Here is a 19534-nt window from a genome sequence, read left to right as displayed (position 1 = left end):
CTGGTAGAACGGTGAGTCACCCCTCTCACCAGCGCATTCAACCGGCGAAAAATCGTTATATTATCGTTATCTTCCGCGGGCGGGCCGATGAGTAGAAACACTCAACTTCCGCGCGGGACGTAGCCGCCGGACCGGCGCGCTTGTTAGGTTCACTCCACCCGAGCAACAAGGAGATTCGCATGAAACGACGCCACCGCATTCTCGGGGCCGTCATGGCCCTCGGTGCAGCCACCGCCCTCACGCTGACCGCGTGCTCGAGTTCGGACGACTCCGGCTCCAAGCCCGCCGCATCCGACGCAGCCGCCACCGAACTGCTGAACAAGGCCGCCGACGCCACCGCCGCGCTCACCGGCGCCCACCTCACGGTGAACGTGGACGGCCCGGCGTTCCAGAGCCTCAACGCCACCGCCGTCGAGGCCGACGTCAACACCAAGCCGAACGTCTCCGGCAAAGGCACCGCCACGCTCAACATGGGCAACAAGACCGTGAAGGCCCCGTTCGTCTATCTGGATGAGAGCTTCTACGCGAACATCGACGACCAGGGCTGGATCAACTACGGCGACGGCCGCTCCATCTACGACGTCTCCCAGGTCCTGAACCCGGACAAGGGCGTCCCCCACATCCTGCGCAGCATCACCGGCGCCAAGATCGACGGCACCGAGGACGTCGACGGCGCCAAGGCCACCAAGGTCACCGGCACCGTGGCGGCCAAGGACGTCACCGCGCTGACCGGCGCCTCCGGCAAGAACGCCACCGAGAGCACCGAGTCGATGAAGACCACCGTCTGGATCACCGACCAGAACCAGGTCGCCAAGGTCGTCGTCGCGCCGTCCGACAAGGTCACCCTGACCGTCGGCATCTCGAAGTGGAACAGCAGCGTCGAGGTGACCAAGCCCGACAACGTCAAGACCCCGTCCGCCAAGCCCACCGCTCCGCCCGCCGGCGGCGGACCGACCCGCGGCGAGAAGGCCGCGAACTGACCTCCGGTCAGCGCGAACCCCGAGGAGAATCCCATGAACATCCGCAAACGACTCGCCGTCGTCGGTCTCGCCGTCCTGGGCGCCGGTACCGCACTCACCGTCTCCGCCGTCGCCGATCCCGCTCCGGCGCACGCCTACGCGTACTACGGTGCGCTGGCCCTCTCGCCCTCGACCGGGGCCACCGGCCGCGCCTGGGACTACCAGGACGCCGCCAGTGCCTCCAGCGCGGCCGTCGGCGCCTGCGGCTACACCGACTGCAAGGTGGTGGTGCACATCGTCAACGGCTGCGGCGCGATCGCGTCGAGCCCGTCGTACTGGGGCTACGGCGGCGCGTCGGACCTGTACACCGCGCAGTCGAACGCGCTGTACAACGCCGGCGGCGGCTACATCTACGACTGGCTGTGCACGTCGGGCCACGCCTGAGCACGCCACTCCCACCGAAGGCGGCATCCGATCACGGATGCCGCCTTCGGGCCGTTCTGAGAGGCTGTACCCCGTGAGCGACTGCATCTTCTGCGCCATCGTCGCCGGCACGGCGCCCGCCCGGATCGTGTACGACGACGAGCACGTCCTCGGCTTCCTCGACATCCGCCCGGTGACCGCCGGCCACACCCTGCTGGTCCCGCGTGCGCACTCCACCGGACTGGCGGACCTGCCGCCGGAGACCGGCGCGCGGGTGTTCCAGGCCGGTCAGCGGGTGGCCGCGGCCGCGAAGTCCGCCCTCGACGCCGACGGGGTCAATCTCGTCATGAACGACGGTCGCGCCGCCTTCCAGACCGTCTTCCACACGCATCTGCACGTGGTCCCCCGGCATTCGGGCGACAAGCTGCAGTTCGCGAAGGGACTGCTCACCCGCCGCGCCGGCGATCCCGACGCCGTGGCCGCGGCCCTGCGCGCCGAACTCACGCGATGAAGCCCGCGATCGTCAACCATGGTTGACGATTCCGCGATCCGGGAGCACCCTGAATCCCATGAAGACCGGATTCGACCAGCCCGACGGCGAGACCCCGATCGAACAGCTCACCCGCCTCGCGGCGCTTCGTCGCGATCTGGCCCGCGAAGAGGAGGCCGCGGTGCGGCGCGCCCGGATCGCCGGTCTCTCGTGGGCCGAGATCGGGCTGCTCCTGGGCGCCTCCAAGCAGGCGATGCACAAGAAGTATCGGAAGGTCGGATGAGCGGACCGTCCCCCGGCGACCTGGCGGCTGGCCGCGAACTGGTCGCGGAGGCCCGCCGTGTCGTCGTCTTCACCGGCGCCGGAATGTCCGCGGAGAGCGGTGTCCCCACCTTCCGCGACGCGTTGACCGGGCTGTGGGCGACCTTCGACCCGATGCGGCTGGCCACCCCCGAGGCGTGGGACCGCGACCACCGGCTGGTGTGGTCGTGGTACGCCGAACGCGCCGCCGGGGTGCGGGCGGTGGCGCCGAACGACGGACACCGCGCCGTCGCCGGGCTGGCCGAGCGCAAGCGCGACGGCGGCGGTGTCACGGTCGTGACGCAGAACGTCGACGACCTGCATGAACGGTCCGGGTCCGGGCCCGCCGTCCACCTGCACGGCAGCCTGTTCGCCCCGCGCTGTGACTTCTGCGGGACACCGGGACCGGTCGACGCCGCCGTCGATCCGGAACCGCGCGCATGCGCGTCGTGCCCGGGCCGACTCCGGCCCGGTGTGGTCTGGTTCGGCGAACGCCTCCCGTCCGGCGCGTGGAACGACGCCGAAGCGGCCTTCGAGGCCGCCGACCTGGTGATCGTCGTGGGGACCAGCGGGGTGGTGTATCCCGCCGCGGAGCTGCCCGCGAAGGCCGCCTACCGGGGAGTGCCGGTGATCGAGGTCAATCCCGAACCGTCGGACCTGAGCGGGATCCGCCTGCGCATCCCGATGACCGCCGCGCGCGGCCTGCCCGCGCTGGTCAGCTGACCGGGACGGCGGCCGGAATCGTGCCCGCCGAAGCACCGTCGCCCGGGGCGGCCTCCGCCGAGACCTCCTCTTCCGAGGATTCCTCCGTCAGAACCTTTTCGGTGAGCCGGCGGCGCTTCACGACGGTCAGCCCGAGGAGCGCGTAGCCGATCACGATCCACATCGCCAGAGCGACGAACGCCAGGCCGGTACCGGTGCCGAGGAAGCTGTCACGGGCGAAGAACGCCGCGCCGCGCAGAGCGGTGCCGCCGGCGCCGAGCGGCAGCCACTGACCGACGTGCCCCCAGACCCACGGCAGGTACTCGGGTGGCGAGGCGATTCCGGCGAGCGGCATGCCGACCAGCATGAACACCACCGCCGCGATCCCCATGCCGGCCATCCCGATCAGCGACACCAGGCCGGCGATCACCGCGCTGATCGCCAGGATCCCGGCGAACATGGCGAACCACTGCGCCCAGAATCCGCCCGGGAGAACGCCCACCGCCATGGCCGCGCCGACGCAGGTGGCGGCGACCACCGCCGCCGCGACCGGCAGCACCGCGGCGACCAGCGTGACCCGCCGCAAGGTCATCGTCAACGCCATTCCCAGCGCGGCTCCGGCCATGAACAGCGGCATCACCACCGAGCCGAAGCCCGCACCGCGGGGATCGTGCCCGGCGGGCGGAGCCACGTCGATCACGGCGGGGGCCGCCGTCGCGGACGTCGCGCCCGGCGCACCGCGCACCAGCTGACCGCCCAGCTGGGTCAGCACCCCCGCCACCGCCGGGCTCGCACCGGTCGCGATCACCGTCGCGGGTTCGGGCCCGACGACCAGGCCGCCGTAGACCTCGCGGTCGGCGGCCGCCTGTTCCAGCGCGCCGAGGTCGTCGTACCGGTGGACGTCGAACGCGCCGGGCTGCCGCTGCTCCAGCGCCTTCTCCACCTGCGCGACGGCCGGTGCGGGTCCGGCCACCCCGATCGGCAACTCGTGCGGCGTGCCGCGCGAGGCGGGTCCGATGAACATCAGCAGGATCGCCGGGATCACGATCGCGATCCCGATGATCAGGGCGACGACCTTCCGGACGGAGACGGCAGACATGGCGACCTCATTTCAACGATTGTTGAATACGACCGTAGGCGGGAGCCCGCCAAGAAGTCAACAGTTGATGAAATCAGCTATGGTGGTGGCGTGAACACCCCGGCACGGACCGGACGGCGGTCCGGTGACAGCACGGCCCGCGACGACATCCTCGCCGCCGCCCGGGAGCTCTTCGCCTCCGGTGGATTCGGGGCGACCACGCTGCGCGCCGTGGCGGCGCGCGCGGGCGTCGACGTCGCCCTGATCCCCTACTACTTCAGCAACAAGCGCGGGCTGTTCATCGCCGCGATGGCGCTTCCGGTGAACCCGGAGGAACGACTCGCCGCCGCGATCGCCGGGCCCCGGGACGAGCTGGGACGACGCCTGACCACCGCTTTTGTGAGCGCGTGGACCGACCCGGGCACCAGCCCCGCACTGCAGGGCGCCCTTCGCTCGGCGATCTCCGGGGAGCCCGGCGCCTACCCGCTCGGCGAGTTCGCCTCCGCGGCGATGCTGCCACTCCTCGCCGAGCAGGCGCAGATCAGCGACGAGGCCTCCCGCGTGCTGGTCAGCACCCTGTTCGGCATCGTGACGATGCGCTACCTCGTGCAGGCTCCGGCCTTCACCGAGCCGTCACCGGCCGATCTGATCGAGACCTTCGCCCCGCGCGTCCAGGCCGTGATCGACGCCGACTGAACGGGCTTCGACGGGCTCAGCCGGCGGGACCGCGACTCAGCCCGGCGGGACCGCGACTCAGCCCGGCGGGATGACAGCTCAGCCCGGCGGGATGACAGCTCAGCCCGGCGGGATGACGGATCAGCCCGGCAGGGCGACAGTTCGGCCGTCGGCGCGGCGGGATCAGTCGCGACCGCGGCCGGCGACGCGCGGGGGCCGCTTGCCCCAGTGGTCCTTCTTGCCGCCCTTGTAGCCGCCGCTCTTGCCGCCGCCGTAGCCACCGCTCTTGCGGCCGCCGCGCTGTCCGGGCGGGCCCTGGTCGCGGCGGATGTCGATCGGATTCTTGCCGATGCGGGTGTGCTTCAACATGGCGAGCGTCTCGTTGTCGAGATCGTCGGGCAGCTCGACGATGGAGAAGTCGTCGCGGATGCTGATGTTGCCGAAGTCGGCGCGGGTGAGGCCGCCCTCGTTGGCGATCGCGCCGACGATGGCACCCGGCGACACCTTGTGCTTGCGGCCGACCGCGATGCGGTACTGCGCGAACCGCCCGCCGTCCTTCGGGGTGCGCTCACGCCGCTCGGGCCGCTCACGACGCTCGCCGGCCGGCGGATCGGGCGCCATCAGGAAGCCGCCGTCGCGGGTCTCCAGGGCCAGTGCCGCGGCGACGTCGGCCATCGCCACGTCGTTGTCCCGCGCGTAGGTCTCCACCAGGCCGCGGAACAGGTCGAGGTTGTCCGACTCGAGGTTCCGGGTGATGGACTCGCCGAATTTGAGCACACGCTGGGCGTTGACGTCCTCCACCGAGGGCAGGTCGATCTCGGTGAGCTCCTGGCGCGTCGCGCGTTCGATGGCGCGCAGCAGGTGGCGCTCGCGCGGGCTGACGAACAGCAGCGCGGTGCCGCTGCGGCCGGCGCGGCCGGTGCGGCCGATCCGGTGCACGTACGACTCGGTGTCGTGCGGGATGTCGTAGTTGACGACGTGCGAGATCCGGTCGACGTCGAGGCCACGGGCGGCGACGTCGGTGGCGACCAGGATGTCGAGGCTGCCGTCCTTGAGCTGGTTGATGGTGCGCTCGCGCTGGGCCTGCACCATGTCGCCGTTGATCGCCGCCGACGACAGCCCGCGGGCACGGAGCTTCTCGGCCAGTTCCTCGGTCGCGGACTTGGTCCGCACGAAGACGATCATCCCGTCGAAGTCCTCGACCTCGAGGACCCGGGTGAGGGCGTCGAGCTTGCGCTGGTGGGAGACCTGCAGGTAGCGCTGGGTGATGTTCGACGCGGTCGACGTCTGCGCCTTGACCTTCACCTCTTCGGGGTTGTTGAGGTACTTGCGGGCCAGCCGGCCGATGGACGACGGCATGGTCGCCGAGAAGAGCGCGACCTGCTTGTCGTCGGGGGTGTCGGCGAGGATCCGCTCGATGTCCTCGGCGAAGCCCATGGACAGCATCTCGTCGGCCTCGTCGAGCACCAGGAAGGCCAGCTCAGACAGGTCGAGGGTGCCCTTGTCGAGGTGATCGATCACGCGGCCCGGCGTGCCGACGATCACCTGCGCGCCGCGGCGCAGCCCGGACAGCTGGATGCCGTAGCTCTGGCCGCCGTAGATCGGCAGGACCTTGACCTCGGGCATCTTCGACGAATAGCGCCCGAAGGCCTCGGCCACCTGCAGGGCGAGCTCGCGCGTGGGCGCCAGCACCAGGGCCTGCGGCTTGTGCGCGGAGACGTCGAGCCGGGAGAGGATCGGGATCGCGAACGCGGCGGTCTTACCCGTGCCGGTCTGTGCCAGCCCGACGACGTCGCGTCCGGCCATCAGCGGCGGGATCGTCGCGGCCTGGATGGGCGACGGCGTCTCGTAGCCGACCTCGTCGAGCGCGGCGCGAACGCGGTCGTCGATGCCGAAGCCGTCGAACGTTATCGGTGAACTGGTGTTTTCGGAGTCACTCATCGCTGATGATGGTACCCCGGAAGCGGGATGTGATACTCCCCACTTAACGCGCTGGTAGGGTTTGCAGGCACGAGGTCCGCCGGAACGTCGCTAAACGCGCACATCCGACATTCTACGAAGGAGATCACCCGCATGCAGGAGTACACCACTCCCTCCACCCTGACCGTCGCCGACGACGTCACGACCATCACGCGGATCCAGCGGCTGCGCCGCGAGCGCCCGACGCTGCCGCTGTTCAAGCGGCGCGGCGACTCCGGCCACTGGATCACCGTCACCGCGGGCCAGTTCGCCGACGAGGTCGACGCGGTCGCCAAGGGCCTGATCGCCGCCGGCGTGGAGCGCGGCGATCGTGTCGCGCTGCTCTCCTCCACCCGCTACGAGTGGAGCCTGCTGGACTACGCCATCTGGCGGGCCGGCGGTATCACCGTCGCGATCTACGAGACCTCGGCGCCCGACCAGGTGCACTGGATCCTCAGCGACTCCGCGGCCAAGCTCCTGCTCATCGAGAACGACGCCCAGCGCGCCAAGCACGGCGACGTGATCGCCGAGGCCAGCGCGCTGAACGAGACGCTCGTCATCGATGACGGCGCCGTCGCCGAACTGCGCAAGCGCGGCGCCGACGTGCCCGACTCCGCGCTCGACGAGCGCGAGGCCGCCGCCGGCGCCTCCGATGCGGCCACCATGATCTACACCTCGGGCACCACCGGCCGCCCCAAGGGCGTGGTGCTGACCCATCGCAACTTCATCTCGGAGACCGAAGCCGTCCGCAACGCGGTCGGTACCGGCCTGGTGGAGGGCAAGTCCACGCTGCTGTTCCTGCCGCTGGCGCACGTCTTCGCGCGCGTCGTGGCGGTGGGCTGCGTGGAGAACGGCGTGGTGCTCGGTCACACCAACGACATCCCCAATCTGGTCCCCGACCTGGGTGTCTTCCAGCCGAACTACGTGCTCTCGGTCCCGCGCGTGTTCGAGAAGGTGTACAACTCGGCGCAGCAGAACGCCGAGGACGGCGGCAAGGGCGCCATCTTCGAGAAGGCCGCCGCCACCGCGATCGACTACAGCCGGTCGCTCGACAGCGGCGGGCCGGGACTGGTCCTGCGCCTCAAGCACACCCTGTTCGACAAGCTGGTCTACGGCAAGCTGCGCGCCGCGCTCGGTGGTCACTGCGAGGCGGCGGTGTCCGGCGGTGCCCCGATGGGCGAGCGCCTGGGTCACTTCTTCCGCGGCGTCGGCATCCCGGTCTACGAGGGCTACGGCCTGTCCGAGACCACCGCCGCGGTGACCGCGAACAACGAGGACCACTTCCGTATCGGCTCGGTCGGCCGACCGGTGCCGGGTGTCAGCGTGGGGATCGCCGACGACGGCGAGGTGCTGCTCAAGGGCCCGGTCGTGTTCACCGGCTACTGGCAGAACCCGGACGCCACCGCCGAGGCGATCCACGACGACTGGTTCCACACCGGCGACATCGGCCGGCTCGACGACGGCTACCTCTACATCACCGGGCGCAAGAAGGAACTGATCGTCACCGCCGGCGGCAAGAACGTCTCGCCCGCCCAGCTCGAGGACACCATCCGCGCGCATCCGATGGTGAGCCAGTGCCTCGTGGTCGGCGATCAGAAGCCCTTCATCGGCGCACTGATCACGATCGACGCCGAGGCCGCCCCCGGCTGGCTGGAGCGCCACGGCCTCCCGGCCGACACCAGCATGGAGGAGCTCGCCAAGAACCCGGAGCTGCGCGCCGAGTTCGACGAGGCGGTCAAGGCCGCCAACGCCAAGGTCTCCGCGGCCGAGCAGATCAAGAAGTTCGACGTCCTGGCGACCGACTTCACGATCGACACCGGCGAGTTGACGCCCACGCTGAAGCTCAAGCGGAACGTCATTCACGACACGTACAAGCAGGCCATCGCCGATCTGTACAGCTGAATCCCCTCCAGTCACATCGGCCACATAAGGGGCATCTAGTCCCATAGGTCACAAGACGGTTGCGTCCTCGACGCACGCGGCGCGCCGCTCCGGATCCCCGGGGCGGCGCGTCGTAGCGTCGGGCCACCATGAGACGACATGACGACGCCACCCCGCGGAGCGGCCGGGCACCGGCCGGCCGGGATCTGGCGATCGACGCCACCCGCGGTCTCGCCATCTGGAGCATGATCAGCCTGCACTTCGCCAACGGCATGCTGATCGCCCGGCCGACGCACAGCTTCCCGCTGGTCGACGGGATGAGCGCCTTCGTCCTGCTGTCCGGGCTGATCCTGGGTCTGGTCTACCGCGGCTGGATCGAGCGGCAGACCCTCGGCTACGCGTACCACCGGCTGGCACAGCGACTGCTCGTGCTCTACGTCGCCCAGGTCACCATCTCCCTCGCCGCGGTGGCCGCCGGCCTCGTGCTGAGCGGACGCGATTTCCGGACGATCACGAATCTGCCGGCCGGCGAGCCGCTGGTCCAGCAGGTCTGGTGGGCCCTGACCCTGTGCTTCCTGCCGGGTGGCGGCAGCATCCTCGTCGTCTACCTCGTGCTGATGACGCTCGCCTTCGCGATCCTGCCCGCCCTCGCCCGCGGCGCGTGGGCCGCGGTCCTCGCGGTCTCCGGCGCGCTCTATGTCTACAGCCAGGTGGCGCCGGCCTGGTGGATGTACCTCAACTCCTCACCCGACGGCGGCCCGGTGCAGAACTGGCTGGCCTGGCAGGTGCTGTTCGTCCCGGCGATGGTGCTCGGCTGGAAGTGGCACGACTGGCAGCTGCCGGCGCGCCTGGACGCGTCGTTCGGGGTGCTCGCGGCGACGACCGTCGCGGTGGGCGCACTGCTGTACACCGGCCTGCACGGTCCGCGCCTCCTGGCGCGGGCACCGGAACTGATCGGCAAGGTCGATCTCGGACCGCTGCGGGCCCTCGTCGCCTGGCTGGCGGTGATCACCGTCTACGCCGCGTTCCGGCAGGTGCAGCGCCGTACTCGCCGCGACTGGCTCGCGCCGCTGGCGACGGTCGGCGCCCGCAGTCTCGATGCGTACGTGATCCAGGCGGTAGCGCTGCTCGCGATCCCGGTGCTCGTGGTGTTCCGGCCGTGGGGACCGGGCGTGTCCACGCTGATCGTGCTCGCGGTGTTCGGCGCGTGCTGGGGGTGGGCGCGGTTCCGGCAGCGGGCGGGTATCGACAAACTGCACCGCCTACCGGCCGAGATCGCCCGGATACGCCGTCGTAGGGTCGAAGGCGTCCCGGCACAGGAAGGCACCCATGACGACACGACCCGACCGCACCGATCCCGCCAGTCTCGGCGAGGCCACCCTCAGCGTGCACGGCGGGAACTCGTCGGTCGGTGACCACGGGGAGGGCGCCGCGATCCGGGTACCGATCACGATGGCGAACTCATATCACCTGCCGTACGACCCGTCGACGATGGACTGGTCCAACCCCGAACACCTGACATACACCCGGAACACCGGCGTCAACCAGATCGCCCTGCAGGACAAGCTGGCCGCCCTCGAGCACGGCGAGGACGCGCTCGCGCTCGCCTCGGGCGTCGCCGCACTGCACGCGGTGTTCTTCACGCACGTGAACTCCGGCGACCACGTCGTGGTCTCGGACACCACCTATGAGGCCACCTACAAGCTGTGGACCTCGCTGCTGCCGCGCAAGTACGGGATCACCGCGACCTTCGTCGACATCACCGATCTCGACGCCGTCGCCGCCGCGATCCGGCCGAACACGCGGCTGATCGCCACCGAGGTGATCGCCAATCCGACCACCAAGGTGGCCGACATCCCGGCGCTCGCGGAGCTGACCCGCAGCCGCGGGGTGATCCTGATGGTCGACTCGACGTTCACGCCGCCGCCGCTGTTCCGGCCGCTGGAGCACGGCGCCGACCTGGTGGTCCACTCGCTGACCAAGTACGTCAACGGCCACGGCGACGCGATGGGCGGTGCCGTGATCGGGCGCGCCGACCTGGTGGAGCCGATCCGCGCCGAGGCGATGGTCGACGTCGGCGGGGTGATCTCGCCGTTCAACGCCTGGCTGATCATGCGGGGCTCGGTCACTCTGCCGTTGCGGCTGCACCAGCATCAGGCCTCGGCCGCGCGTCTGGCGGAGTTCCTGGCCGCCGACCCGCGGATCGCCTACGTCGCCTATCCGGGCCTGGCGAGCCACCCGCAGCACGACGTCGCCACCCGGCTGTTCGGCGAGCGCGGTTCCGGCGGGATCATGGCGTTCGCGCTCAAGGGCGATGCCGCGGTGCAGAACCGCTTCGTGGCGGCGCTGCGGGTGATCACCTCGGCGGTGTCGGTCGGGCACGACGAGTCGCTGATCGTGCACGTGGGCACCTCCGGCCCCCGCGTCGCCGCCTACCCCGAGCCCTTCCGCGAGTACGGCCACCTGCGCTTCTCGGTGGGCCTGGAGGACGTCGCCGACCTGCGGGCCGACCTCGCGGCGGCCCTGGACGAGGCCCTTCCACATGTAGCCCGTTGAGCCGCCCCGAGCCCGCAGGGCGCCCTTCGACGCCGCGTCGTCGCACGCTCCGCCGCGCCAGCTCAGGACCCGGGGCGTGTCGAAACGACCACCAGGCGAGAGAGACGCTTCGACACGGCCTGCGCCTGGCGGCTTGACCGGCTCAACGGACGAACAATGACCGCCCCTTCGACCAGCACACCGGACTGCCACTCAGCCCGTTGCGCCTCCAGCAGCCTGATGAGCCCCAGCAGCCCGTTGCGCTTCCAGCAGCCTTGTTGAGCCCCAGCCGCCCGTTGAGCCGGACGAGGCGCCAGCCGAGTCCGTGTCGAAACGACCACCAGTCAGGAGACGTTTCGACATGGCCTGCGCCCAACGGCTTGACCGGCGGGGCGGGCTAACAGCGACCGCCTCAACGGGCTGATAGCGACCTGCTCAACGGGCTGGTCCTGACCGCCCCCTTCGACCAGCACAACGGACTCCCACATAGCCCGCCCCGCCGACCCGAGCCCGCAAGGGCGAGGGGCGCGTCGAAACGACCACCTGGCGAGAAAGACGTCTTCGACACGGTCCGCGCCCAACGGCTTGACCGTCGGGGCGGGCTGACGGTGGCCGCCCGCCCGTGTCGAAACGACCCCGAGTGAGCGCGCCTACTCCGCGGCGAAGAGGATCCCGCGGCCGATCGCCTCGCGCACGACGGGCAGCGCCGCCTCGGCGAGTGCCGCGCCTTCGACGCCGTGATAGCTCGCCAGCAGCTCGATGAGCGTGCCGAGTGGAACCTCGCCCCGGCAGCCGGCCAGGAGCGCGGTCATCACCTCATCGACACCCAGCACCGCGCCGGGTCCGCCCGGCCGGGTGACCGACGCCGAGATCTGTTGCCACCCTTGCTCTCCCGGCAACGACTGGCTCTCCAGGAAGACCGGCGAGGTGCTCAGCGCGGCGGCGAGCAGGTCGTCGTCGGTGTGCTCACGGAGGAAGTCGCGGCGCGCCCACCACGCCTGCGCCTCGAAGCCGGTCACCTCCTGGCCGGCCGCGGTGATCTCCTCGATCACCACGTCGGGCGCGCGCGGGGTCACCGGCTTGCGCAGCGTCACCAGCCCCATCCCGATGCCGGCGATGCCCTCGCGCTCGAACCAGTCGAGCCACGCGGCGCCGCGGCGGGCCGCGCCCTCCGGGGTCTCCCCCGCGTCGGCGACCCACAGCGAGATGTACGAGATCGGATCGGCGAGTTCGCGCTGCACCACCCAGGCGTCGAGCCCGCTGGCGCGCACCCACTCCCCGATGCGCTCGTCCCAGCGCTCCTCGTCGTACACGATCCAGTTCGCGAGGAGCTGCGCGATCCCACCGGGTTCCAGGTGGTCGGCGGCCCGTTCGATCAACTGCCGGCTGACGCCGTCGCCGGAGATCCCGGAGTCGCGGTAGATGTAGTCCTGGCTGCCGGAGCCGACGACGAACGGCGGGTTGGCGACGATCAGCTCGAAGCGCTCCCCGGCGACCGGCTCGTACAGGCTGCCCTCGCGCAGGTCCCACGACATCCCGTTCAGGCGCGCGGTGACGGCGGCCAGGGCGAGCGCCCTCGGATTGGTGTCGGTGGCCACCACGACCCTGGAGTGACCGTCGAGGTGGAGCGCCTGGATGCCGCATCCCGTGCCGAGGTCGAGCACCCGGTCCACCGGCGTCCGGATGACCGCCTGCGCCAACGACATCGACGCACCGCCGATACCGAGGACGTGGTCGTGGCGGAGCGGCCGGGCGCGCAGCAACGCGTCCTGGTCACTGACCACCAGATAGTCGTGCGAGTCGCTGCCGTGCGGCCGGATGTCGAGCACGGCCCGGTACCCGCCGTCGCCGGAGGCCAGCACTCCCTGGTCGACGAGTGTCGCCGGACTGATCGGCGAGAGTGCCTGTGCCACAACGTCTTCCGCCTCGATGCTGCCGAGCAGGAAGAGGCGGATCAGGGTGGCCAGATCGCGCTCGGCGCCGTCGGCCCGTGCCGTCGCACGCAACGCCGGCCACCAGGTTCCGCCGACCAGCGCGGTCCCGGCGTCGTCGCCGAGCAGGGCCGCGATGCCGTCCGAGGAATAGCCGCGCTCGCGCAGCACGGCGCCCAGGGCGTCGACGACGGCGGGATCGCTCAGCGGGAGTCCGTTCACCGGGCCGAGCGTACTATCCGTGCCATCCCGGCAGTCGAACACGGTGACCCGGCTCACTCTGGGTTACGCTGTCACCCGTTCTGGAACGTCGGGGAACGGGAGAAGTGTGCACAAGTCTGTTTTCGGGATGCGCGGCAGGCGCGTCCTGATCGAAGCGACCACCATCGTCGTCACGGGAGCGTTCCTGGCACAGGGTGCCGTTCCCGATGCCCGGGCGGCCGAGGTGATCCGGACGGCGGTCGTCGCCCCGAGCCCGGTCGCGAAAACCGCACCGAAGAAGCACGCGCCACCGGCGCCGCCCGCGGCGGAGACCTACGGCGAGCGGCAGGACCGGATCGCCCAGTCCACCGACCCGCTGCTGAAGACGCCGCCGACCCCGGAACCGACCACCTGTGTGAGCGGCGAGTTCACCACCCTCGCCGTCGTGTACGAGTCGCTGAAGCAGTCGCTGCTACCGGACCTACCGCCCGCGGTGCGCGAGGCGGTGCTGGCGAACGACGCCACCGTGCGTCGCGAGATGGCGAACATCACGGTCTCCACCCTCGCGCTCTCCGAGCATCCGAAGACCCTGGGCGCCGACGACGACGATCCCGCCGTCGCCTACCGGTCGCCGCAGTCCCAGCTGATCGTGTCCGATCTGCTGAAGATCCGGGACGGCAAGCAGAACGACGCGATCCCGGTCGCCAACATCACGCTGTCCGAGGCCGTCGAGACGGCGTGGCTGTACTTCTTCACGGGCGTCCTGGCACCGGCCCGGCTGGCCGTGGGGCTGGCGCCGAACATCTTCGATCTCACCGGCGGGCCGGTCGATTCGCTGAGCTTCCTCTCCTACGGCACCCTGCTGTCGGTCGGGTTCGCGGTGATCCGGCTGGGTCTGACGCAGGCCTATTCGGCGATCAGCAACGCGATCCTCGAGCGCTGCGTGGCGCGGGTGACCGAGGAGCAGAAGTCGCTCGCCGGCAAGCCGAGCGAGACCGTCGTCTACGACATCCCCATCCACCCGATCATTCAGTCGATCGCGAATCAGCTCGGGCTGGCCGACGAGGACACCTGCACTCCGGTCGGCGATCTGACGCTCGGCCGCATCGTGAAGCGCACCGGTGACGCGGCGAAGGCGCAGGCCCCGAACGCGGTCGCCAAGCGCCGGATCGACGCTCAGGTGTCGCAGATCCTGCGGCAGATGAAGGCCACGGCGATCCCGCTCAATCTGATCCCCGCCGACCCGGCCGACTTCTCCACCGCGGAGACCATCGGCAGCTACGTCGGCGGCATGCTCCCCTATGTCGGCGGAGCCCCGCTGGACATCCTGATCGGCCTGGGCCACAACATGGGCACAGGGGCGAACATGGGCGCGACGGTCTCCCTCGACCGCCTCACCGTCACCAAGTCGCTGATCGCCGCCTACTACTCGTACTACCTCGCGGTACACCTGTTCACCGAGGTCGGCGACGCGCTCACCAACCCGGCGGGTGTCGCGCCGTCGCCGTTCCGGATCGCCGGGGCCCTCCTGTCCCTGCCGCTCGAATACGGCCTGGTGACCTACCACAACGTGGTGCGGTCGATGTGCCTGATCGAGGACGACACCACCGGCACCGGTCTGGGCGCGGAGAAGAACAAGCGGGACTACGAGGCCGGCGTCCGCCCCGACGCCGACACCACGGCGCGGACGCGGCGGGTGGGTGCCACCTCGTCGGCGACACCCACGAAGAAGGCCCCGAAGACCACGCCGAAAACCGATGCGCCGCGCCGGACGACGACGAAGACCACACCGCGCCATACCCCGGCGGCGCGCTGAGTTCGGGTACCGTTCTGCGCGTGACGCAGCGTGAACTCAGCGGCCTGGTCGGGGATCGACTCGCGGAGGCCCGTACCGCCCGAAACCTGTCGCTGAGCGCGATCGCCGCGGAGAACGACGGCCCGCCCGCCGCACCGGAGACGGAGACCGCGGGTGCCGGGGCATCACACCGGCCCGGTCCGCGTATCTCGGCGCTGACCAGCGGCCTGACCGCGGTCACCGGCCGGGTGTCTCGGCTTCTCGGACACGGCTCGGCGGGCGCCGAGCTGACCGTCACGGAGGGCCGGGTGCGCGTCGTCGCCGACGACGCCCGCGGCGAGGTGTTCGGTGAGGGCGACGCGTTCCGCGTGGACCCCGGTGCCCGCTACACCGTGGAGAGTCTGGACGAGCGGCCCGCCGTCGTCGTCGTCCGGAGACCGGGAGCCTGAACGACGGCGCCTGGCCGCCCGAAACCTGGTGCGCGAGAAGGGACTTGAACCCTCACGTCCGAAGACACTGGAACCTAAATCCAGCGCGTCTGCCAATTCCGCCACTCACGCTTGCGGGTCACAGTCTACCCATCGGGTCCGTCCCGGATTCAGCCCAGTTCGGTCGGGTACGGGCGGTCTTCGACGATCGTCTTCATCACCAGCGTCGAGGTGAGGCGCTGCACACCGGGCAGGACGCCGAGCACCTCATCCTGTAGCCGGGCGTAGGCATCCATGTCCACGGTGCGCACCCGCAGCAGATAGTCGGGATCGCCGAACAATCGCTGTGCCGTGAGCACGTTCGGCACCGCCGCCACCTCCCGCTCGAAGGCGAGCAGTGTGGCGCGATCCTCCTGGTTCATGGTGACGAAGACCAGTGCCTCGAAGCCCAGGCCGAGCACGCCGGGATCGACCGTCGCCCGATAGCCGGTGATCGCGCCGGAGCGCTCCAGATCGCGCACCCGGCGATGCGCCGGCGAGACCGTCAGCCCGACCCGCGCGGCGAGGTCGGTGAGACTGAGCCGCCCGTCTTCCTGCAGCACAGCAAGAATCTTCCGGTCGATGCGATCCATGGTGAATATCTTTCCACGTCTGCGATCGATCGGTGAAAAAGTCGGGAACACCTTCCGGTCGATCACGAATACCCTTTCTACCAGGAGAAAGGAGCCCTCATGGATGTCACGACCACTGCCGCCTTCGCCGCTCTGGCACTGTCGTTGATCGCCGTGCCCGGCCCCGACTGGGCGTTCATCCTCGCCGCGGGCGCCCGCGAGCGAGTCGTGCTGCGAGCCGTCGCCGGGGTCATGGCGGGTTACGTCCTGATCGCCGCGCTCGTCGCCGGCGGCGCCGGGACCCTCGTCGCGCGCACACCGGTGATCCTCACTCTGCTGACCGTCGCCGGCGCGGCGTACCTGGTGTACCTCGGCGTCCGCACCCTGCGCACGGCGTCGTCGACGACGATCACCGCGAGCGCCGCGGGCCGGACCGGAGGCCACTTCGGGCGGGGCATCACGGTGAGCGGTCTGAACCCGAAGGGGCTGTTGCTGTTTCTCGCGATCCTGCCGCAGTTCACCGATCGCGACGGCTGGCCGATACCGGCGCAACTGGCCGTCCTCGGCGTCCTGTACATCGCACTGGCCGGCACCGTCTACCTCACGCTGGGTCTGCTGGCCGACCGGGTCGTGGGCGGGCGGCCTCGCGCGGCCAGGATGATCTCGCGGGTGTCCGGGGTCGCGATGCTGGCCGTCGGCGCGAGCCTGCTGATCGAACGGTTCGTGCTCGCGGGGTGAGGAGGGCACCCGCCCCGCGCTTCCCCACCCGCCGACAGGGCGGTGCCACCCGGCGCGGCACAGGTCACATCCGCCAGGCGGGTACCGTCGGGGGTGTGCAGAACACCCCGACGCGGACCCGGCGGCGCCATCGCCCGGCGCTGATCGCGCTCGTCGTGGTCGCCGCGCTCGCCTGCCTCGCGCTCGGCTGGTGGCAGTGGAACCGCTACGAGTCGTCGTCCGGCACCGCCCAGAACCTCGGCTACGCACTGCAATGGCCGGTCTTCGCCGTGGCCTTCGTGTGGGCCTACCGCCGCTTCGTGGTCCTGGAGGCGGACCCGAACGCCGTCGAGGCGGAGCGCAAGCGGGGCGGACCGACCGAGATCGCGGCCGGGATCCTGCCCGAGCGCCCGACCGCCGCCGATCCGGCCGTCGCCGCCCTCGCCCACGACGACGAGGACCCCGCGCTCACCGAGTACAACCGCTATCTCGCCGAGCTCGATACCGCCCATCCGACACCCGCGAAGGACACCCCGTGACCCAGACCCCCACGACGAACAAGCCCGTCACCGCCTCGGTCGAGTCGATCAAGAGCGCCCTGATGCGCTACCGCGTCCTCGCCTGGGTGACCGGTATCTGGCTGCTCGTGCTCTGCGTCGAGATGATCCTCAACTACGGCTTCCAGAATCAGGCCCTGCAATGGGTCGGCCCGGTGCACGGCGCCATCTACTTCGTCTACCTGCTGATGACGCTCGACCTCGCGATGAAGGTGCGCTGGTCGCTGCCCAAGACGATCATCACGCTGATCGCTGGCACCATCCCGTTCGTGTCGTTCTACATGGAGCACATCCGCACCCAGGACGTGAAGAAGCGGTTCGACCTGTCCTGACCGGCACCGCGCGAGATCAGTCCGTGGCGGCGAGCGCCCGTAGCGCGGGCACCAGCCGGGACAGCGCCTTGCCGCGGTGCGAGAGCGAGTCCTTCTCCCCCGGAGTCAGTTCCGCGGAGGTGCGGCCCGCGGCGAGTTCGTCGTCGGGCACGAACAGCGGGTCGTAGCCGAAGCCGTTCGCACCGTGCCGCCCCGCGATGATCCGGCCGCGCCATTCGCCACGGCCGATCGCGTCCTCTCCCTCCGGGGTGAGGAGGACGCACACCGACACGAAGGCCGCCCCGCGGCGCGCCTCGGGAACGTCGGCGAGCTGGGCCAGCAGCAGGTCGTTGTTGGCCTCGTCGCCCTTGCCGCCGCTCCACCGCGCGGACAGCACGCCGGGCATGCCGTTCAGCGCGTCGACGGTGAGGCCGGAGTCGTCGGCGAGCGACGGCAGACCCGTCGCGGCGACCGCGGCGCGGGCCTTGATCAGCGCGTTCTCCTCGAAGGTCGCGCCGTTCTCCACCGGTTCGGGATACGACGGCACGTCGCCGAGTCCGAGGATGGTCAGACCCTCGATCCCGGCGGCGTCGACCACCCGGCGCAGTTCGGCGAGCTTCTTGGCGTTGTTGCTGGCGAGCAGCACGGTACCGGTCACGCCGGAGTCACTCCGCGCTCGGAAGCTCGCCCGGGTACGGCAGCGCCAGTGCCGCGCGCTGCGCCTCCACCAGCTGATCGATGCCGTACAGGGCGACGTCGAGCAGCTTGTCGAGGGTGCCGCGCGGGAAGGTGGCGCCCTCGCCGGTGCCCTGGATCTCCACGAAGGTCCCGGCGTCGGTGGCGACCACGTTCATGTCGACCTCGGCGCGCGAATCCTCCTCGTACGGCAGGTCCAGGCGGACCCGGCCGTCGACGACGCCCACGCTGACCGCCGCGAGCACGCAGCTGAGCGGCTGCGGGTCGGCCAGCTTCCCGGCGGCGCCGAGCCAGGTGACCGCGTCGGACAGCGCGACGTAGGCGCCGGTGATGGCCGCGGTGCGGGTGCCGCCGTCGGCCTGCAGGACGTCGCAGTCGATCGCGATGGTGTTCTCGCCCAGGGCGGCGAGGTCGATGCAGGCGCGCAGCGAACGCCCGACCAGGCGGCTGATCTCGTGCGTGCGGCCGCCGACCTTGCCGCGCACCGATTCACGGCTGGACCGCTCGTGCGTCGCGGCCGGCAGCATCGCGTATTCGGCGGTGAGCCAGCCGAGGCCCGACCCCTGGCGCCAGCGCGGCACGCCGGGCGTCACCGACGCCGTGCACATGACGCGGGTGTTGCCGAATTCGACGAGGACCGAGCCCGCCGGATTGGAGGTGAAACCGCGGGTGAAGGTGATGGGCCGCAGTTCGTTGTCGGCGCGGCCGTCTGCTCGTGTCGTCACGCCCTAGACCCTATCGGGTCCCGTTCGATCGCGGCGGACGCGACAGCCGTCGGACCGGCGCGACACCGGTCGAGGAAGCGACAGCCGCGGTCATCGCGCCCTCGACGACTGTCGCGCTGACGCGCTGACTGTCGTTCCCGTCGCGGAGATGGAACCGAGCGGCGGGCTGGTGCGTCGAACTATGCATGGTGAACTTCGATCGACACGGCCCTCCGCACAGGCAGGCCGCGCTGGTACCGGCCATGAGCTCGCACGCCGGCTCACTCGACACATCATGTTGTCTAGTGGGATTGAATATTTATTTCTACCGAATTGGAATAGACTGATGATCGCGCCGGAGCCCACCGCGAAGACCCTCGACCGTCTCAAGAAGGCCGGTTTCGGCAAGCGGGAAGCGAAGGGAAGTCACGCGCTGTATACGTGTCCGCACGGCCGTGTGACCGTCACGGTCGTCACCGGCCACCGAACCACCTCACCCGGGGTCCTACGACGGATCACCAAGGCGATCAAAGACTGCGAAAGCAACTGCCCCTGACCGCCCGTACAGTCCCAACCGGTCC

21 protein-coding genes and 1 tRNA gene are annotated in these 19534 nt (G+C 70.3%); 15 read left to right on the top strand and 7 right to left on the bottom strand.

All coding sequences use genetic code 11. The features are described 5' to 3' along the window. Nucleotides 1-179 precede the first annotated feature (179 nt). The 5 genes from ACSEEN_RS00315 (at nt 180) to ACSEEN_RS00295 (ending at nt 2895) form a co-directional block, all read left to right on the top strand. Nucleotides 180-980, top strand: coding sequence for an LppX_LprAFG lipoprotein (locus ACSEEN_RS00315; RefSeq protein ID WP_247867243.1), 801 nt, complete (start codon nt 180-182; stop codon nt 978-980). Between the two features lie 33 nt (nt 981-1013). After that, nucleotides 1014-1403 carry a DUF4189 domain-containing protein gene (locus tag ACSEEN_RS00310; protein WP_247867242.1) on the top strand — a complete coding sequence of 130 codons (390 nt, stop codon included), beginning with the start codon at nt 1014-1016 and terminating at the stop codon, nt 1401-1403. Nucleotides 1404-1476: 73 nt separating this feature from the next. Then, on the top strand, nt 1477-1893 hold the full coding sequence (locus tag ACSEEN_RS00305) for an HIT family protein (RefSeq protein ID WP_247867241.1): 417 nt from the start codon (nt 1477-1479) through the stop codon (nt 1891-1893). A gap of 58 nt (nt 1894-1951) precedes the next feature. Beyond that, on the top strand, nt 1952-2155 hold the full coding sequence (locus ACSEEN_RS00300; RefSeq protein ID WP_247867240.1) for a hypothetical protein: 204 nt from the start codon (nt 1952-1954) through the stop codon (nt 2153-2155). Next, a complete protein-coding gene (locus tag ACSEEN_RS00295) occupies nt 2152-2895 on the top strand; it encodes an NAD-dependent deacylase (RefSeq protein WP_371308066.1) in 744 nt (247 codons plus the stop codon). Before ACSEEN_RS00300 ends, ACSEEN_RS00295 begins: the two co-directional genes overlap by 4 nt. On the opposite strand, the gene ACSEEN_RS00290 is transcribed toward ACSEEN_RS00295, so the two are convergent. Then, nucleotides 2888-3973 carry an ABC transporter permease gene (locus tag ACSEEN_RS00290; RefSeq protein WP_247867238.1) on the bottom strand — a complete coding sequence of 362 codons (1086 nt, stop codon included), beginning with the start codon at nt 3971-3973 and terminating at the stop codon, nt 2888-2890. The two genes, ACSEEN_RS00295 and ACSEEN_RS00290, sit on opposite strands and share 8 nt — an antisense overlap. 90 nt (nt 3974-4063) lie before the next feature. Here ACSEEN_RS00290 and ACSEEN_RS00285 point away from each other — a divergent pair, with 90 nt between their 5' ends. After that, complete coding sequence (locus ACSEEN_RS00285) at nt 4064-4648, top strand: TetR/AcrR family transcriptional regulator (RefSeq protein ID WP_298443680.1); 585 nt, start codon at nt 4064-4066, stop codon at nt 4646-4648. Nucleotides 4649-4810: 162 nt separating this feature from the next. Here the strand turns inward: ACSEEN_RS00285 and ACSEEN_RS00280 are convergent, their stop codons facing one another. After that, complete coding sequence (locus ACSEEN_RS00280; protein ID WP_298443682.1) at nt 4811-6568, bottom strand: DEAD/DEAH box helicase; 1758 nt, start codon at nt 6566-6568, stop codon at nt 4811-4813. Nucleotides 6569-6700: 132 nt separating this feature from the next. On the opposite strand from ACSEEN_RS00280, the gene ACSEEN_RS00275 reads away from it, so the two are divergent. From ACSEEN_RS00275 to ACSEEN_RS00265, 3 genes are all read left to right on the top strand, one after another. Next, nucleotides 6701-8488 (top strand): AMP-dependent synthetase/ligase, encoded by a 1788-nt coding sequence (locus ACSEEN_RS00275; RefSeq protein ID WP_440711929.1) that lies wholly within the window; start codon nt 6701-6703, stop codon nt 8486-8488. Between the two features lie 128 nt (nt 8489-8616). Then, nucleotides 8617-9882, top strand: coding sequence for an OpgC domain-containing protein (gene opgC, locus ACSEEN_RS00270; RefSeq protein WP_440711928.1), 1266 nt, complete (start codon nt 8617-8619; stop codon nt 9880-9882). Next, a complete protein-coding gene (locus tag ACSEEN_RS00265) occupies nt 9797-11023 on the top strand; it encodes a trans-sulfuration enzyme family protein (RefSeq protein ID WP_440711927.1) in 1227 nt (408 codons plus the stop codon). The genes opgC and ACSEEN_RS00265 overlap by 86 nt, the downstream gene beginning before the upstream one ends. Nucleotides 11024-11652: 629 nt before the next feature. Here ACSEEN_RS00265 and ACSEEN_RS00260 read toward each other — a convergent pair. Next, entirely contained in the window at nt 11653-13155 is a 1503-nt protein-coding gene (locus tag ACSEEN_RS00260) for a DUF7782 domain-containing protein (RefSeq protein WP_440711926.1), read from the bottom strand. Nucleotides 13156-13282: 127 nt separating this feature from the next. Here ACSEEN_RS00260 and ACSEEN_RS00255 point away from each other — a divergent pair, with 127 nt between their 5' ends. Together ACSEEN_RS00255 and ACSEEN_RS00250 are read left to right on the top strand one after the other, a co-directional pair. Next, entirely contained in the window at nt 13283-14950 is a 1668-nt protein-coding gene (locus tag ACSEEN_RS00255; protein WP_440711925.1) for a hypothetical protein, read from the top strand. A 20-nt stretch (nt 14951-14970) separates the two neighbouring features. Continuing rightward, nucleotides 14971-15378, top strand: coding sequence for a cupin domain-containing protein (locus ACSEEN_RS00250; protein ID WP_440711924.1), 408 nt, complete (start codon nt 14971-14973; stop codon nt 15376-15378). A 26-nt stretch (nt 15379-15404) separates the two neighbouring features. On the opposite strand, the gene ACSEEN_RS00245 is transcribed toward ACSEEN_RS00250, so the two are convergent. Then, nucleotides 15405-15489 (bottom strand) — tRNA-Leu (locus ACSEEN_RS00245). Nucleotides 15490-15527: 38 nt separating this feature from the next. Continuing rightward, nucleotides 15528-15989, bottom strand: coding sequence for an Lrp/AsnC family transcriptional regulator (locus tag ACSEEN_RS00240; protein WP_298440944.1), 462 nt, complete (start codon nt 15987-15989; stop codon nt 15528-15530). A 99-nt stretch (nt 15990-16088) separates the two neighbouring features. On the opposite strand from ACSEEN_RS00240, the gene ACSEEN_RS00235 reads away from it, so the two are divergent. The 3 genes from ACSEEN_RS00235 to ACSEEN_RS00225 all read left to right on the top strand — a co-directional run bounded on the left by ACSEEN_RS00235 (nt 16089) and on the right by ACSEEN_RS00225 (nt 17574). Continuing rightward, nucleotides 16089-16706: a LysE family translocator gene (locus ACSEEN_RS00235; protein ID WP_440711923.1), complete on the top strand. Its 618-nt coding sequence runs from the start codon at nt 16089-16091 to the stop codon at nt 16704-16706. Between the two features lie 95 nt (nt 16707-16801). Continuing rightward, a complete protein-coding gene (locus ACSEEN_RS00230; protein ID WP_247867228.1) occupies nt 16802-17224 on the top strand; it encodes a transcriptional regulator in 423 nt (140 codons plus the stop codon). Beyond that, nucleotides 17221-17574 carry a DUF3817 domain-containing protein gene (locus ACSEEN_RS00225; protein ID WP_247867227.1) on the top strand — a complete coding sequence of 118 codons (354 nt, stop codon included), beginning with the start codon at nt 17221-17223 and terminating at the stop codon, nt 17572-17574. Before ACSEEN_RS00230 ends, ACSEEN_RS00225 begins: the two co-directional genes overlap by 4 nt. 16 nt (nt 17575-17590) lie before the next feature. Here the strand turns inward: ACSEEN_RS00225 and rdgB are convergent, their stop codons facing one another. Together rdgB and rph are read right to left on the bottom strand one after the other, a co-directional pair. After that, the gene (rdgB, locus tag ACSEEN_RS00220) at nt 17591-18211 is read right to left on the bottom strand and encodes an RdgB/HAM1 family non-canonical purine NTP pyrophosphatase (RefSeq protein ID WP_440711922.1); all 621 of its coding nucleotides are present in this window, start codon (nt 18209-18211) and stop codon (nt 17591-17593) included. Nucleotides 18212-18218: 7 nt separating this feature from the next. After that, nucleotides 18219-18974, bottom strand: coding sequence for a ribonuclease PH (gene rph, locus ACSEEN_RS00215; protein WP_298440937.1), 756 nt, complete (start codon nt 18972-18974; stop codon nt 18219-18221). Nucleotides 18975-19299: 325 nt separating this feature from the next. Between rph and ACSEEN_RS00210 the strand changes: the two genes are divergently transcribed. Next, on the top strand, nt 19300-19509 hold the full coding sequence (locus ACSEEN_RS00210; protein WP_440711921.1) for a type II toxin-antitoxin system HicA family toxin: 210 nt from the start codon (nt 19300-19302) through the stop codon (nt 19507-19509). The last annotated feature ends 25 nt before the right edge of the window (nt 19510-19534 follow it).

Origin of the sequence: Gordonia marina (assembly GCF_052036135.1) — a bacterium.
In the GTDB taxonomy this organism is placed as follows: Bacteria; Actinomycetota; Actinomycetes; order Mycobacteriales; family Mycobacteriaceae; genus Gordonia.
This window is presented reverse-complemented; position numbering and strand designations above follow the sequence as displayed.

Coding starts and splice junctions, on each gene's coding strand:
- ACSEEN_RS00315 (WP_247867243.1), top strand. CDS start 180: ATGAAACGACGCCACCGCATTCTCGGGGCCGTCATGGCCCTCGGTGCA.
- ACSEEN_RS00310 (WP_247867242.1), top strand. CDS start 1,014: ATGAACATCCGCAAACGACTCGCCGTCGTCGGTCTCGCCGTCCTGGGC.
- ACSEEN_RS00300 (WP_247867240.1), top strand. CDS start 1,952: ATGAAGACCGGATTCGACCAGCCCGACGGCGAGACCCCGATCGAACAG.
- ACSEEN_RS00295 (WP_371308066.1), top strand. CDS start 2,152: ATGAGCGGACCGTCCCCCGGCGACCTGGCGGCTGGCCGCGAACTGGTC.
- ACSEEN_RS00290 (WP_247867238.1), bottom strand. CDS start 3,973: ATGTCTGCCGTCTCCGTCCGGAAGGTCGTCGCCCTGATCATCGGGATC.
- ACSEEN_RS00280 (WP_298443682.1), bottom strand. CDS start 6,568: ATGAGTGACTCCGAAAACACCAGTTCACCGATAACGTTCGACGGCTTC.
- ACSEEN_RS00275 (WP_440711929.1), top strand. CDS start 6,701: ATGCAGGAGTACACCACTCCCTCCACCCTGACCGTCGCCGACGACGTC.
- opgC (WP_440711928.1), top strand. CDS start 8,617: ATGAGACGACATGACGACGCCACCCCGCGGAGCGGCCGGGCACCGGCC.
- ACSEEN_RS00265 (WP_440711927.1), top strand. CDS start 9,797: ATGACGACACGACCCGACCGCACCGATCCCGCCAGTCTCGGCGAGGCC.
- ACSEEN_RS00255 (WP_440711925.1), top strand. CDS start 13,283: ATGCGCGGCAGGCGCGTCCTGATCGAAGCGACCACCATCGTCGTCACG.
- ACSEEN_RS00240 (WP_298440944.1), bottom strand. CDS start 15,989: ATGGATCGCATCGACCGGAAGATTCTTGCTGTGCTGCAGGAAGACGGG.
- ACSEEN_RS00235 (WP_440711923.1), top strand. CDS start 16,089: ATGGATGTCACGACCACTGCCGCCTTCGCCGCTCTGGCACTGTCGTTG.
- ACSEEN_RS00210 (WP_440711921.1), top strand. CDS start 19,300: ATGATCGCGCCGGAGCCCACCGCGAAGACCCTCGACCGTCTCAAGAAG.